The organism is Ruegeria sp. C2 (genome assembly GCF_056537765.1).
Genome location: NZ_JBQFRZ010000006.1, coordinates 87,472 through 101,011, shown reverse-complemented (window position 1 = coordinate 101,011; position 13,540 = coordinate 87,472). Strand labels below are relative to the sequence as shown.

Sequence of the window (13,540 nt, the reverse complement as noted above, 5' to 3'; positions counted from 1 at the left end):
GGCCTAGTAGCCAAGCGCGCATCCGTCTTTGCGCGGGTCGCTGGCCCCCTCCAGAACTCCGGTCTCTGAGATTCGAATGGCTTGCGCCCCACCAAGTGGGGTTTCCGGAGTTTCGATAATGTGGCCAAGATCGGCCAATTGTTGCCTTACTTTGTCCGAATAGCCGCGTTCAAGTTTAAGGACACCGCCATCAGCAAAGGCGCGTGGCATGTCTATGGCGGCCTGAAGTTCCAGATCATAATCCAGCAGGTTCGACACCAATCTCGCGTGGCCGGTCGGTTGATAGGCGCCGCCCATCACACCGAAGGGCATGAGGATCTGATCGTTCTTCCTCAACATGCCCGGGATAATTGTGTGCATGGGGCGTTTTCCGCCGCCCAGTTCATTGGGGTGACCGGGGGTGAGCGTAAAGCCCGCGCCCCGGTTTTGTAGCAGAATACCGAACTTCTCAGACGCGATGCCCGAGCCGAAGCCATGGTAAATCGAGTAGATTAGCGAAACCGCCATGCGGTCGCGGTCGACCACGGTGATATAGACAGTGTCCTTGTGCACATTATCCGTCAGCGGTGCAGCGGCGGGCATTGCGCTGTCCAACTTGATCAGCGCTGCAAGTTTTGCTGCCGTTTCCGGGGCCAGAAAATACTCCATCCGGGCCGTATGATCGGGATCGGCGATAAATCGGTTGCGCGCATCATAAGCCAGTTTGCTCGCCTCGGCTTCGATATGAATACGCGCGGCGCTACCAGGGTCGAGGGCCGACAGATCGAAATGCTTCAGAATGTTCAACAACAAGATCGCTGTCGCGCCCTGTCCATTCGGCGGATGCTCAATGAGTTCGAGATCACCATATGTGCCGCTGACCGGTGTCGCGTCTTCGCTTTGAACCGCTTCGAAATCCTGAGCGGTGTGAACACCACCGAGGTTGGTCACGGCGGTCAACATGTCATCTGCGACCTCGCCAGAGTAGAAGGCCTCACGCCCGTGCGCGGCAACGCGGCGCAGCACTTCCGCCTGGCCCGGTGCACGAAATATTTGCCCAATCTTCAACGGTTTGTCGTCCGCCAGATAGTGCTGACGCGCCACACCCTGCAAAGCTGTAGCCGCGTTCTTCCAGTCAAACGCCACGCGTGGGGCCACCGGTACGCCGATTTCGGCGTAGTGAATTGCAGGTTGCAGGATCGCATCAAGTCCCAGGCGCCCCTCGGTCTGGGCCAGCCGACAAAATGCATCGACCGCACAGGGCAGTGTCACCGCATCCGGGCTATCTAGCGGGACCGTATCCAGGCCCTGATCACGCAGGCCTTGTGCGTCCGCCCGGGCGGGCGCACGGCCTGATCCGTTCATTGCCCGAACAGTGTTTTCACCGGCTCTGTTGTACAAGACAAAGCAATCGCCCCCCAAACCCGTCATCTGGGGTTCGCAAATCCCCAGCAATACCGCTCCGGCGATGGCGGCATCCATGGCGTTTCCGCCCCTCTGCAGAACGTCCAAGGCGGTTTTGGCTGCCAGCGGATGGGATGTTGCGCACATTCCTTCGGTCGCCAGAACTTCCGAGCGGCCAGCCTTGTGAAAATCGTGCATGGTTCTTTCCTTCTGCAAACGTGCAGAGACTAGAGCACTTCATGCCCGATCTGAATCAAAAATGCGTTGACCCATATTTCGACGGAACGCGCTGCGAAATACCGGCGCCATCATAAGAACATTGCACGACACCTGGTCGAAAACTGTCCATTGCTATTGGAGGGAGGAGGTCCTCGGCGCCGTTCACTGGGTGGGGGCTGTGACGCTAGGCGCCGAGGGAAGCTATCTGAGCTACCCTTTGTGTATGTCCTTTGTTTGCGGCGCAACAATGGTTCGATCACGGCGTTATTGTGACCATTTGGCGCTTATTATGGCGCATCGGCGAAATCGAAACGCAAGAGCAGCACGTTGCTGCTGTCTGTCCGCTCATAGTGAATTTCGCTGGCAAGTTGGTGAATCAGGAACCAACCAAACCCCCCTTCGGGCAGGTCTTGCAGCGAAGTTTTGACTGAGGCCGGTGTTGCCTCAGGCGGCTGCAGATCGGGCAAGGGTTTGCCGGTATCTCGAATTCGGATAACCAGCTGCTTTTTACAAAGACGACAATCAACCTGAATATCGGCAGGGGCAATTCCGGCATAGGCATGCTCGACTACGTTGTTGATCGCCTCGGCCAACGCGATTTTGACGTCATCCGCTTTGTTGGCAGGAAGCCCATATGCGGCCAGCTGTTTGCTGAGCATAGCGATACCCCTGCTAGCCTGTATCTCGGTTGCCGGAAAATTCAGGTCCAGACAGTCCTGTTCGCGCTCAGAGGCCACGCTGTCCCCTCCTACCGGTCAGTCGGCGCCAGTGGCGATTGCGTCTTCCAATGATGCAAATAGGCGAAAGACGGTGTCCATACGGGTCAGTCGGAACACTTTTTCGACAATCGGATGCAGGCCCGCCAGATCCAGCTGCCGCCCATGTCCAAGCTGTTTCATCGAGGCCACGATTGCCCCCAGACCACTGGAATCGATGAATTCGACCGAGGACAGATCCAACACAACCCGCGATGCGCCTGTCTGGGTCTGCGCACGCATGTCTTCCTTGAACTGAATTGCCATTGCTGCGTCAATCCGGTCGCAATGAACTGATATTACCTGTGTATTGCCGGTCGTGCTGCTGCTCAGCCCCATGGTCAACCGCCCTTCGCATTGCAATTAGATCGTAGAAATACGCTAGACGGGAATTCTTACCATTCGGTATCCAAGGGCGGGAAAGCATGAGGAGGCGTCAAATGAGGGAAGTAGTGATCGCAGGGGCCGCGCGTACGCCGATGGGCGGGTTTCAGGGCATGTTCGATGGCGTCCCGGCTGCGGATTTGGGCGGCGCCGCAATCAAGGCTGCTTTGCAAGGGGCAGGCACCGATACCGTGGACGAGGTCCTGATGGGCTGCGTTCTGCCTGCGGGTCAGGGTCAAGCGCCCGCACGCCAGGCAGGATTTGCAGCCGGTTTGGGCGAAGAGGTGCCTGCCACGACTTTGAACAAGATGTGCGGCTCAGGGATGAAGGCCGCAATGATGGCGTTCGATCAGATCGCGCTGGGCCATGCCGATACGATGGTTGCGGGCGGGATGGAGAGCATGACGAACGCCCCCTACCTGCTGCCGAAAATGCGCAGCGGCGCGCGCATCGGGCACGGTCAGGTCGTTGATCACATGTTCCTCGACGGGCTTGAGGACGCCTATGACAAAGGTCGCCTGATGGGCACTTTCGCCGAAGATTGTGCTGAATCCTATCAGTTCACTCGCGAGGCACAGGATGAATACGCGCTGCAATCGCTGTCGAATGCCCTGACAGCGCAGGACACCAAGGCCTTCGATGGAGAGATCACCTCGGTCACGATCCAGACCCGCAAGGGCGCAGTTACGCTGGATGCGGATGAACAGCCGAAATCGGCGCGGCCCGAGAAGATTCCCACGCTCAAACCTGCGTTCCGTAAGGACGGTACGGTGACGGCCGCCAATTCCTCGTCAATTTCTGACGGGGCGGCCGCGCTGGTGCTGGCGTCTGCCGATGTGGCAGAGGCGCAGGGCCTGACGGTCCGCGCGCGCATCCTCGGTCACACCAGCCATGCGCAGGCCCCGGGTCTGTTTACCACCGCTCCGGTTCCTGCGGCGCAAAAGCTGCTGGAACGGATCGGCTGGGCCAAGGACGATGTGGATCTGTGGGAGGTTAACGAAGCCTTTGCCGTCGTCCCCATGGCTTTCATGCACGAAATGGGCCTGCCCCGAGACAAGGTGAATGTGAACGGAGGCGCTTGTGCGCTGGGTCACCCCATCGGTGCTTCAGGTGCCCGGATCATGGTCACGCTGCTGAATGCGCTGGAAAAGCGGAACCTGAAACGCGGGGTTGCGGCCATCTGCATTGGCGGCGGCGAGGGTACGGCTATCGCGATAGAACGTGTTTGACCCTTTGTCCGTTTGGAAATACCTCACGAGGGGGCATTGCCCCCTCAAACTTAAACCCGCAAAGCAAGACCTATGACCGCAGACTACGACACGCTCGCCAAAACCATCGCCGCACTGACCGAAGGTGAGACCGATCAGGTCGCGCTGATGGCGACAGTGGCTTGCGAGGTGCATCATTCCGATGACCGCTTTGACTGGACCGGATTCTACCGTGTAACTGAGCCGGAGTTGCTGAAAATCGGACCCTATCAGGGAGGCCACGGCTGCCTTGTGATTCCGTTTGCACGCGGAGTTTGCGGTGCAGCCGCGCGGACCGGAGAGGTACAGCTGGTGCCGGATGTCGATGCTTTTCCCGGGCATATCGCCTGTGCTTCAACAACCCGGTCAGAGTTGGTTTTGCCGGTGCGCGACGCGGCAGGTCATGTGATCGCGGTGTTTGACATCGACAGCGACCAGCCTGATGCGTTCCGAGATGAAGACGCCGCGGCGCTGTCTTCCATTCTGGATTCGGTTTTCGCGCGTTAAAGCGATTGCAGCATCCCGACCAAGTCGTGTGAGATGAGCAGATAGCCCAACGCCACCTGAACCCCGACAATCGCGTAAAGCCAGATCGAGAATCGCCGTTTGCGGGTTTTGTGACTGAATATCCAGCGCCCCAATAAAGCGCCGGGGCTGCCTCCGAGCGTGGCAAGCCATAACAGGCGCTTTTCCGGGACGCGCTTTTTCCGCCGTCGCGCATTCAGCTTATCCCAGCCAAAAGCCAGCAAAGTCAGAGCGTTGATCGCCCATAGATACAGCACTGCTATCCACATGAACCGTGCATAGCCAATCGCGCCTGTGACCCCAAGTGAAAAAATGCTTGGAAATTTCACCGATTCAGCGCATCGTGAAAATACGAGAGAAAATTTCACCAACAGCGAGAGCGTCCTTTGAACAGTCAGGCCTCACATAGCGCCACACTTGGCGCAGATCTGCGTGCCCTCCGCAAGGCGCGCGGCTGGACCCTGACTGACATAGCGACGCGTCTGGACCGTTCTGTCGGATGGCTCAGTCAGGTCGAGCGGGACTTGTCCGAGCCGACAATCTCGGACCTGAGGCAGATTGCGGATTGTCTCAACGTCCCCATGTCGATGCTGTTTGGCCAATCTGCTGCCCCTGCTGACGAACAGGGCCTCATCGTTCGCGCGGGGTCCCGTCGGAAGATGGGATCCGGTGAGGAAGGTCTGATCGAGGAACTGCTCTCACCCGATCTGACCGATGACTTTGAAGTCGTCCATTCAACGTTCCAACCCGGATCCCGTCTGAAAACACCTACCCTGCGTCCGACGCAAGAGGTGGGCTATATCCTGTCCGGAAAACTGGACCTGACGATTGGTGATCGTTCGTTCACGGTCGGTCCCGGGGACAGCTTCCGCATCCGCAATGAACGCCATCTTTGGTCCAACCCCTATGACGAGCCAGCCGTAGCCGTCTGGGTTATCGCCCCGCCGGTGTACTGATGAGTTTTGAGGCCTGGACCATATTCGCGCTGTTCTGGGTGGTGTTCGTGACCACACCGGGACCGAATGCGGTGAACTGCATCTCGAACGGGATGAGCCTGCCCTTTCCGAAAGCCATGCTGGGCGTTCTGGCGATCCTGACCCAAGCGAGCGTGTTTCTGATCCTGTCGGCACTGGGCATCACTGCCCTGATTGCCGCGTCGCCGTCTGGCTTCTTCGTTGCCAAGCTGATCGGTGCCGGGTTTCTGATCTGGATGGGGATACGCGGGTGGATGAACGCTTCCAAACCGGCCCCGGCCTCGGAACGACCCGCCCGGCATGTCTATCTGCACGCTCTGGCTGTGGCCACGATCAATCCCAAAAGCGTGGCCGGATACCTCGCCGCCTTTTCGCAATTCGTGCAGCCCGAGGTGCCGATCTGGCAGCAAATGTCGATCATCATGCCAACCGCTCTGGTTATCACGACGCTAAGCTACACCGGTTTTACCTTGTTGGGCGCGCTGATGGGGAAGGCGGCTCTGGGGGCTGTGTTCAATATCTGGGTCCGCCGCGTGATGGCGACCTGTTTCATCATCTACGGCGTGTTGCTGGGGACCAGCACAACGCCCGCAGCTAGGGGGTAACGGTATGCACAAAGGATCCTGCCTCTGCGGCAAGGTTGCGTTCACGATTGACGGCGACCTCACCCCGCCCAACGCGTGTCATTGCGGACAATGCCGCAAGCAGTCGGGGCATCTGTGGGCCTCGACCGTGACGCATCAGGATAATCTTAGCTTTACCAGCAGCGAGACATTGGGCTGGTATCGCGCTTCTGACATCGCCAAGCGCGGCTTTTGCAGCGCGTGCGGCTCGTTCCTCTTCTGGCAGCACAACGATGAGGACACGATCGCGATCTCCGTGGGCTCGTTGGACGAACCCACCGGGTTGAAGCTCGCCCAGCACATCTTCGTCGCCGACAAGGGCGATTACTACGACATTCAGGACGATCTGCCCCAGCGGGCACACTAACAGGGAACCAAGCGCATGAGTGATTTTCCAACCAAGGCCCGTGTGGTCATCATCGGCGGCGGCGTTGTCGGCTGTTCATCCCTTTATCATCTGGCCAAGAAGGGCTGGACCGATTGCGTTCTGTTGGAAAAGAACGAGCTGACTGCGGGGTCTACATGGCATGCAGCGGGTAACGTGCCCACCTTCTCGACTTCATGGGCGATCATGAACATGCAGCGCTATTCGACCGAGCTGTATTCGCGTCTGGCGGATGAGGTCGATTATCCGATGAACTACCACGTCTCTGGTTCGATCCGCCTGGCGCATAGCAAAGAGCGGATGCAGGAATTCGAGCGCGCCATGTCCATGGGCCGCTACCAGGGTATCCCGATGGAGATGTGGACACCCGAAGAAGCCAAGGAGCGGTACCCCTTCCTTGAAACCCATGATCTTGAAGGCGTTCTGTACGATCCGACCGATGGCGACATTGATCCGGCACAGTTGACGCAGGCTCTGGCTAAGGGTGCGCGCGACATGGGGCAAAAGATCATCCGCTTCTGCCCGGCGACAGACGTGACCCAGCACGACGATGGCACATGGACCGTTCACACCGAGAAGGGCGATATCGCCTGTGACTATGTGGTCAATGCCGCAGGTTATTATGCGCAGCGCGTCGGTGAATGGTTCAAGCCCTATGGCGGGCGCACCGTGCCCGCGATGGTGATGAGCCACCAGTACCTGCTGACCGACGAAGTACCTGAGATCGAAGCGTGGTCCAAGGAAAATGGCGGCAAGCTGCCTCTGCTGCGTGATGTGGATATCTCCTACTACCTGCGGCAGGAGAAGAACGGTTTCAACCTCGGCCCCTATGAGCCCAACTGTAAGGGCCACTGGATGACCGAGGACGACCCGATGCCCGAGGATTTCAGCTTCCAGCTGTGGAATGACGATCTGGACCGGATCGAGGACATCGTTACCGACGCGATGGAACGGGTACCTCTGATGGCAACTTCAGGCGTTGGCCGCGTGATCAACGGCCCGATCCCCTACGCGCCCGACGGCCTGCCTCTGATCGGCCCAATGCCCGGTGTGAAGAATGCGTTCGAAGCGCACACTTTCACCTTCGGCATCGCGCAAGGCGGTGGCGCGGGCAAGGTGCTTGCTGAATGGATCGTCGATGGCGCAACCGAGTGGGATATGTGGGCCGTCGATCCGCGTCGCTATACCGACTACACCGATCAGGACTACTGCAACCAGAAAGGCATGGAGGTTTATGGCAACGAATATGCCATGCACTTCCCGCATCACGAATGGCCTGCGGCACGCGACAAGAAACTCTCGCCCGTTCATGAGAAGGTCAAGGAACTGGGCGGCGTGATGGGTGCCTATAACGGTTGGGAACGGGCCAACTGGTTCGCGAAACCGGGCGATGATACGTCGCTGGACGCGACGCATACATGGGGTCGCTCCGGACCATGGGAACAGCGGATCAAAGAGGAATGCGAGGCCGTACGTGACCATTGCGGCGTGCTGGACTTGCCGGGATTCTCGCGTTTCATGGTTAAAGGTGAAGGTGCGGCCGAGGCGCTGCGTGGCCTTGTCACCGGTGGTCTGCCCAAGGTTGGGCGCATCAATCTGGTTTATATCTCCGACGAACGCGGTCGCATCCTGACCGAGATGTCCTGCTTGCGACTGGACGAAGACGCGTTCGTCATGATCACCGCCGCCACCGCCCAATGGCATGACCGTGATATTCTGATGGCAGCGATGCCCGCTGGTGTCAGCGTCGAGGACGTCACCACGACCCGTGACACGCTGATCGTCACCGGCCCCAATGCGCGCGAGGTTCTGTCGGGTCTGACTGATGCCGATCTCTCGTTGGGGTGGCTGACCCATCAGGCGGCAACCGTCGCCGGGCGACCCGCCCATCTGATCCGCGTCTCCTTCGCCGGAGAGCTGGGTTGGGAAGTGCACGCCCTGAACGAAGACATGCCTGCGATCTATGACGCGATCATCGATGCTGGTGCCAAGCCGTTCGGCATGTATGCCCTGAACTCCCTGCGTATCGAAAAGGGATACCGGGCTTGGAAGGGCGATCTTTCGACCGACTATTCGTTGCTGGAAGGCGGATTGGAGCGCTTCGTCAAACTGGATAAACCGCAGGACTTCCCCGGCAAGGCCGCGATCCAGAATGAAAAGCAGCAGGGCGTGAAGAAGTCCTTCGTGACCCTGACCGTTGACGCGGGTGACTGCGACGCGCCCTACATGTCCTGCATCTGGCACAATGGCGAGATCGTGGGCGAAACGACCTCGGGCGCGTGGGGTTATCGCGTTGGCAAGTCTATCGCGCTGGGCATGATCAAGACCGACCTGGCGAACCCGGGTACAGCGTTGGAGGTCGAAATCTACGGCCAGAAATACCCCGCTGTTGTGCAAGAGGATCAACCCCTCTGGGATCCGGCCAACGAACGGCTGCGGGCCTGACCTGTGGGTGTCCCCAGCGTCATGCAAGGTGTCTATCTGACCCGCCACGGCGGGCCAGAGGCGCTGGAATGGCGCGAGGATATCCCCGTGCCAACGCCCGGACCCGGGCAGGTGCTGGTCCGGGTTGCGGCTGCTGGGGTAAACAACACGGATATCAACACACGCATTGGCTGGTATTCCTCGGACGTGACCGGCGCAACCGACGCGGTCGATCAGAATGTCGAGGCCGGGGGCTGGGGCGGAGCTTTGCAGTTCCCCCGCATACAGGGCGGTGATCTTTGCGGCATTGTCGAACTGGCGGATCCAGAGACCGGGTTTCAATCCGGCCAACGCGTCACCTGCCCCATCAATCTGCCACGCCCCAGCCCCGGCAATCCAACCGGGTTCATCGCGCTCGGCTCCGAAGTTGACGGAGCCTTTGCGCAATATTGTTTGGTCGAGGCGGCCGATCTTTATGACGTCACGCCCTCGCCGCTGACTGACGTCGAAATTGCGGCCATCCCGTGTGCCTTTGGCACGGCGGAAAACCTGCTGACCCGCGCGGGTGTGGCAGCGGGCCATAAGGTTTTGATCACAGGCGCGTCAGGCGGTGTTGGTCTTGCCGCTGTGCAACTGGCCGCGATCAGAGGCGCGAGTGTCTATGGCTTGACCAGTCTCATGAAAGCAGATGTTGTCAAAGAGCAAGGAGCCGTGGGCACGTTCGACCGGCAAGCACCCCTGCCCAAAGACACCTTCGATGTGGTGATCGATGTCGTGGGCGGCCCTGCATGGCCCGGTCTGATCCTGGCGCTGAAACCCGGTGGCCACTATGCTGTGTCGGGTGCCATCGCCGGACCCATCGTTGAGGCCGATCTCCGCGACATCTACCTGCGCGACATAACGATCCACGGCTGCACCCATCAGGCGTTCGAGGTCTTTGGTCGTCTAGTTGATTTGATGAATGCGGGCCGGATCAAGCCGCTGATCTCAAAGACATACGCGCTGAAAGACATCGACCGGGCACAAGAGGATTTTCAGTCGAAAACATTGCCGGGAAAACTGGTGCTTATCCCATGAGGACAACGGAATATGGCTGACATCACACTTCTGGATGGCTCAATCGGGCAGGAATTGGTCAAGCGCAGTGGCGACAGACCCACGCCGCTTTGGTCGACGCGGGTGATGATCGACAAGCCCGAGATTCTGGCTGAAGTGCACGACGCGTATTTTCGCGCCGGTGCCACGGTCGCGACCACCAATACATATGCCATTCATCGCTCGCGCCTTGTGCGCGAAGGGATCGAGGATCAACTGCAGGCCCTGATCGATGCCGCCCTATCCGAAGCCGAACAGGCGCGCGCCAGAAACGGTGGGCGTATCGCCGGTTCTCTGGGCCCGCTCTTGGCCACCTATCGCCCCGATCTGAACCCGGACCCCGAAGATGCGGCAGAGAAGTTCGGAGAACTGGCTGCGATGATGGCCGACCGCGTCGATCTGTTTCTGATCGAGACCGTATCGTCGGTTCAGGAAGCCGAAGGCGCATTGCGAGGCGTCGAAGGTCACGGAAAACCCATCTGGATCGCCTTCTCAGTCAAGGATGACGATGGCACGCGCTTGCGTTCGGGTGAGGCGCTTGAGGACGTCGCGCCCCTGCTTACCCGGTTCCGACCCGAAGCGGTGTTGATCAACTGCTCGCGCCCCGAAGCCATCCCCGCCGCGCTGGACATACTCGCCCCGATGGGACTGCCGTTCGGAGCTTACGCCAACGGGTTCACCGGTATCACGGACGGCTTTCTCGAAGCGGCCCCCACAGTAGACGCGCTGGAACAGCGCACCGATCTGGGACCTGCGGCCTATGCAAAACACGCAATGGGCTGGGTCGCTCAAGGCGCCACGATCATAGGCGGTTGCTGTGAAGTTGGTCCCGATCACATCGTCGCCCTCGCGCAACAGCTTGACGACGCCGGTCACCGGATCGTCTGACACGTAACTTTGAAAGACAGGAAAAGGCACCCAAATGGTTGATCTTCCCAACAAGGCCCGCGTGGTCATTATCGGCGGCGGCGTCATTGGATGTTCGGTCGCGTATCACCTGACCAAGAAAGGTTGGAAAGACGTTGTTTTGCTTGAACGCAAACAGCTGACCAGTGGTACCACCTGGCACGCAGCTGGCCTGATTGCGCAGCTGCGGGCAACAGCGAACATGACCAAATTGGCCAAGTACAGCCAGGAACTCTACGGATCGCTGGAAGAGGAAACTGGTGTCGCCACTGGGTTCAAACGCTGCGGCTCGATTACCGTCGCCCTGACCGAAGAGCGCAAGGAAGAAATCTATCGCCAGGCCGCCATGGCCCGCGCCTTCGGGGTTGAGGTTGAGGAGATTTCGAACGAACGCGTCAAAGAGATGTATCCGCATCTGAATGTCGAGGACGTCAAAGGCGCCGTCTACCTGCCGTTGGACGGGCAGGGTGACCCGGCCAACATCGCGCTGGCATTGGCAAAGGGCGCGCGCCAGCGCGGCGGCATCGTCAAGGAACGCGTGAAGGTTACTGATATCGTCAAGCAAGGCCGCTCGGTTACGGGTGTGGACTGGGTCGCTGATGACGGCAGCGCGTCGGGGCATATCGAATGCGACATGGTGGTGAATTGTGCGGGTATGTGGGGCCACGAGGTTGGTCGCATGGCGGGCGTGAATGTCCCGCTTCATGCCTGCGAACATTTCTACATTGTCACCGAGGGCATTGACGGGCTAACCCAATTGCCGGTCCTGCGTGTGCCGGACGAGTGCGCCTATTACAAGGAAGATGCGGGGAAAATTCTGCTGGGCGCATTTGAACCAAATGCCAAACCCTGGGCGATGAACGGCATCCCCGACAGTTTCGAATTCGATCAGCTGCCCGAGGATTTCGATCATTTCGAACCCATCCTCGAAGCAGCCGTCAACCGGATGCCAATGTTGGCAGAGGCCGGGATTCATACGTTCTTCAATGGCCCTGAATCCTTCACGCCGGACGACGCCTATCATCTGGGGCTTGCGCCCGAGATGGATAATTACTGGGTCGCGGCCGGGTTCAACTCAATCGGCATTCAGTCTGCAGGTGGCGCAGGTATGGCGCTGGCCGAATGGATGGATAGCGGCGAGAAACCGTTTGATCTGGGTGATGTTGACATCAGTCGTATGCAGCCGTTCCAGGGCAATAAACAGTACCTCTTTGAGCGCTCGAAAGAAACGCTGGGTCTGCTTTATGCCGACCACTACCCCTATCGCCAAAAGGCCACTGCGCGTGGTGTGCGGCGTACCCCGTTTCATCATCACCTCAAAGAACTAGGCGCGGTTTTTGGTGAATTGGCCGGATGGGAACGCGCCAACTGGTTCGCGAATGAAGGGCAGGAGCGCGAATACCAATACAGCTGGAAACGCCAGAACTGGTTCAAGAACTCCGCCGCCGAGCACAAGGCCGTGCGCGAGAATGTGGGCATGTATGACATGTCCTCCTTCGGCAAGATCCGCGTCGAAGGCCCCGATGCCGAGAAGTTCATGAACTATATCGGTGGTGGGGATTATTCGGTTCCAGCTGGCAAGATCGTCTACACTCAGTTCCTGAACCGCAATGGTGGGATCGAGGCCGACGTAACAGTCACCCGCCTGACCGAAACGGCGTATCTGGTTGTCACACCGGCCGCCACCCGATTGGCTGATCAAACCTGGATGCAGCGTCATGCAGGTGGTTACAACGTGGTGATCACGGATGTGACCGCGGGCGAGGGCGTTCTGGCCGTCATGGGTCCGAATGCGCGCGCTATGCTTCAGAAAGTCTCGCCAAACGATTTCTCAAACGCGACGAACCCGTTTGGCACTGCCCAGGAGATCGAGATCGGCATGGGCCTCGCTCGTGCGCACCGGGTGACCTATGTGGGTGAGCTCGGGTGGGAGATCTATGTTTCTTCGGACATGGCGGGTCATGTGTTCGAAACCTTGCATGAAGCGGGGCAGGACATGGGTCTCAAGCTTTGTGGCATGCACATGATGGACAGCTGCCGGATCGAGAAAGGTTTCCGCCATTTCGGTCACGACATCACCTGCGAGGACCATGTCGTCGATGCAGGGTTGGGTTTCGCGGTCAAGGTGGACAAGGGCAACGATTTCATCGGTCGCGAAGCCGTAATCGCACGCAAGGAAAGCGGGCCAAAGAACCGGTTGGTGCAGTTCCGTCTGATTGATCCGGAGCCTTTGTTGTTCCACAATGAACCCATTGTCAGAGATGGTGAATATGTCGGTTATCTGAGCTCGGGGAATTACGGTCATACGCTGGGTGGTGCAGTTGGTATGGGCTATGTCCCATGCGACAGTGAAAGCGCGGCAGATGTTCTTGCATCGACATACGAAATCGATGTCTGCGGTGTAAAAGTTCAAGCTGAGGTTTCGTTGAAGCCGATGTACGACCCCAAGTCAGAACGGGTGAAAGTCTGATACAAGGCAGGGGGCTCTGCCCCCGCCGCGGCAAGCCGCGACTCCCCCGAGATATTTTTAGCCAGATGAAGCAGGCGATCCCAACTTCATCTGGCCCCAAATATCTCGAAGCGCGAGGCAGAGCCTCGCAAAATCCTTGAAACTCAAAAA

13 protein-coding genes are annotated in these 13,540 nt (G+C 58.9%); 9 read left to right on the top strand and 4 right to left on the bottom strand.

Annotated features, from left to right (window positions below):
* Positions 1–3: 3 nt before the first annotated feature.
* From ACR0IV_RS16770 to ACR0IV_RS16760, 3 genes are all read right to left on the bottom strand, one after another.
* Entirely contained in the window at positions 4–1,581 is a 1,578-nt protein-coding gene (locus ACR0IV_RS16770) for a gamma-glutamyltransferase family protein (RefSeq protein ID WP_480659781.1), read from the bottom strand.
* 308 nt (positions 1,582–1,889) lie between these two features.
* Positions 1,890–2,339: an ATP-binding protein gene (locus ACR0IV_RS16765; RefSeq protein ID WP_480659780.1), complete on the bottom strand. Its 450-nt coding sequence runs from the start codon at positions 2,337–2,339 to the stop codon at positions 1,890–1,892.
* 18 nt (positions 2,340–2,357) lie between these two features.
* The gene (locus tag ACR0IV_RS16760) at positions 2,358–2,696 is read right to left on the bottom strand and encodes an STAS domain-containing protein (RefSeq protein ID WP_480659778.1); all 339 of its coding nucleotides are present in this window, start codon (positions 2,694–2,696) and stop codon (positions 2,358–2,360) included.
* Positions 2,697–2,797: 101 nt separating this feature from the next.
* On the opposite strand from ACR0IV_RS16760, the gene ACR0IV_RS16755 reads away from it, so the two are divergent.
* Positions 2,798–3,970 carry a thiolase family protein gene (locus ACR0IV_RS16755; protein ID WP_480659777.1) on the top strand — a complete coding sequence of 391 codons (1,173 nt, stop codon included), beginning with the start codon at positions 2,798–2,800 and terminating at the stop codon, positions 3,968–3,970.
* A 72-nt stretch (positions 3,971–4,042) separates the two neighbouring features.
* On the top strand, positions 4,043–4,495 hold the full coding sequence (locus ACR0IV_RS16750; RefSeq protein ID WP_480659776.1) for a GAF domain-containing protein: 453 nt from the start codon (positions 4,043–4,045) through the stop codon (positions 4,493–4,495).
* Here ACR0IV_RS16750 and ACR0IV_RS16745 read toward each other — a convergent pair.
* Positions 4,492–4,842: a DUF1294 domain-containing protein gene (locus ACR0IV_RS16745; RefSeq protein WP_480659775.1), complete on the bottom strand. Its 351-nt coding sequence runs from the start codon at positions 4,840–4,842 to the stop codon at positions 4,492–4,494. The genes ACR0IV_RS16750 and ACR0IV_RS16745 overlap by 4 nt on opposite strands.
* 57 nt (positions 4,843–4,899) lie before the next feature.
* On the opposite strand from ACR0IV_RS16745, the gene ACR0IV_RS16740 reads away from it, so the two are divergent.
* The 7 genes from ACR0IV_RS16740 to ACR0IV_RS16710 are packed head-to-tail and all read left to right on the top strand — an operon-like array spanning position 4,900 to position 13,390.
* The gene (locus ACR0IV_RS16740) at positions 4,900–5,469 is read left to right on the top strand and encodes a helix-turn-helix domain-containing protein (RefSeq protein ID WP_480471747.1); all 570 of its coding nucleotides are present in this window, start codon (positions 4,900–4,902) and stop codon (positions 5,467–5,469) included.
* Positions 5,469–6,092, top strand: a complete 624-nt coding sequence (locus tag ACR0IV_RS16735) for a LysE family translocator (RefSeq protein ID WP_480659774.1) — start codon at positions 5,469–5,471, stop codon at positions 6,090–6,092. The genes ACR0IV_RS16740 and ACR0IV_RS16735 overlap by 1 nt, the downstream gene beginning before the upstream one ends.
* Positions 6,093–6,096: 4 nt before the next feature.
* Positions 6,097–6,477 (top strand): GFA family protein, encoded by a 381-nt coding sequence (locus tag ACR0IV_RS16730; protein WP_480659773.1) that lies wholly within the window; start codon positions 6,097–6,099, stop codon positions 6,475–6,477.
* A gap of 15 nt (positions 6,478–6,492) precedes the next feature.
* Entirely contained in the window at positions 6,493–8,940 is a 2,448-nt protein-coding gene (locus tag ACR0IV_RS16725; RefSeq protein WP_480659772.1) for a GcvT family protein, read from the top strand.
* A 21-nt stretch (positions 8,941–8,961) separates the two neighbouring features.
* A complete protein-coding gene (locus ACR0IV_RS16720) occupies positions 8,962–9,996 on the top strand; it encodes an alcohol dehydrogenase family protein (RefSeq protein ID WP_480659867.1) in 1,035 nt (344 codons plus the stop codon).
* A 12-nt stretch (positions 9,997–10,008) separates the two neighbouring features.
* Complete coding sequence (locus ACR0IV_RS16715) at positions 10,009–10,902, top strand: homocysteine S-methyltransferase family protein (RefSeq protein ID WP_480659771.1); 894 nt, start codon at positions 10,009–10,011, stop codon at positions 10,900–10,902.
* Positions 10,903–10,936: 34 nt separating this feature from the next.
* Positions 10,937–13,390, top strand: coding sequence for a GcvT family protein (locus tag ACR0IV_RS16710; protein ID WP_480659770.1), 2,454 nt, complete (start codon positions 10,937–10,939; stop codon positions 13,388–13,390).
* Positions 13,391–13,540: the final 150 nt, after the last annotated feature.

What these genes read in the sequence shown, in the direction of transcription:
- ACR0IV_RS16770 (WP_480659781.1), bottom strand. Translation starts at nt 1,581, where the DNA reads ATGCACGATTTTCACAAGGCTGGCCGCTCGGAAGTTCTGGCGACCGAA.
- ACR0IV_RS16760 (WP_480659778.1), bottom strand. Translation starts at nt 2,696, where the DNA reads ATGGGGCTGAGCAGCAGCACGACCGGCAATACACAGGTAATATCAGTT.
- ACR0IV_RS16755 (WP_480659777.1), top strand. Translation starts at nt 2,798, where the DNA reads ATGAGGGAAGTAGTGATCGCAGGGGCCGCGCGTACGCCGATGGGCGGG.
- ACR0IV_RS16750 (WP_480659776.1), top strand. Translation starts at nt 4,043, where the DNA reads ATGACCGCAGACTACGACACGCTCGCCAAAACCATCGCCGCACTGACC.
- ACR0IV_RS16735 (WP_480659774.1), top strand. Translation starts at nt 5,469, where the DNA reads ATGAGTTTTGAGGCCTGGACCATATTCGCGCTGTTCTGGGTGGTGTTC.
- ACR0IV_RS16730 (WP_480659773.1), top strand. Translation starts at nt 6,097, where the DNA reads ATGCACAAAGGATCCTGCCTCTGCGGCAAGGTTGCGTTCACGATTGAC.
- ACR0IV_RS16725 (WP_480659772.1), top strand. Translation starts at nt 6,493, where the DNA reads ATGAGTGATTTTCCAACCAAGGCCCGTGTGGTCATCATCGGCGGCGGC.
- ACR0IV_RS16720 (WP_480659867.1), top strand. Translation starts at nt 8,962, where the DNA reads ATGCAAGGTGTCTATCTGACCCGCCACGGCGGGCCAGAGGCGCTGGAA.
- ACR0IV_RS16715 (WP_480659771.1), top strand. Translation starts at nt 10,009, where the DNA reads ATGGCTGACATCACACTTCTGGATGGCTCAATCGGGCAGGAATTGGTC.
- ACR0IV_RS16710 (WP_480659770.1), top strand. Translation starts at nt 10,937, where the DNA reads ATGGTTGATCTTCCCAACAAGGCCCGCGTGGTCATTATCGGCGGCGGC.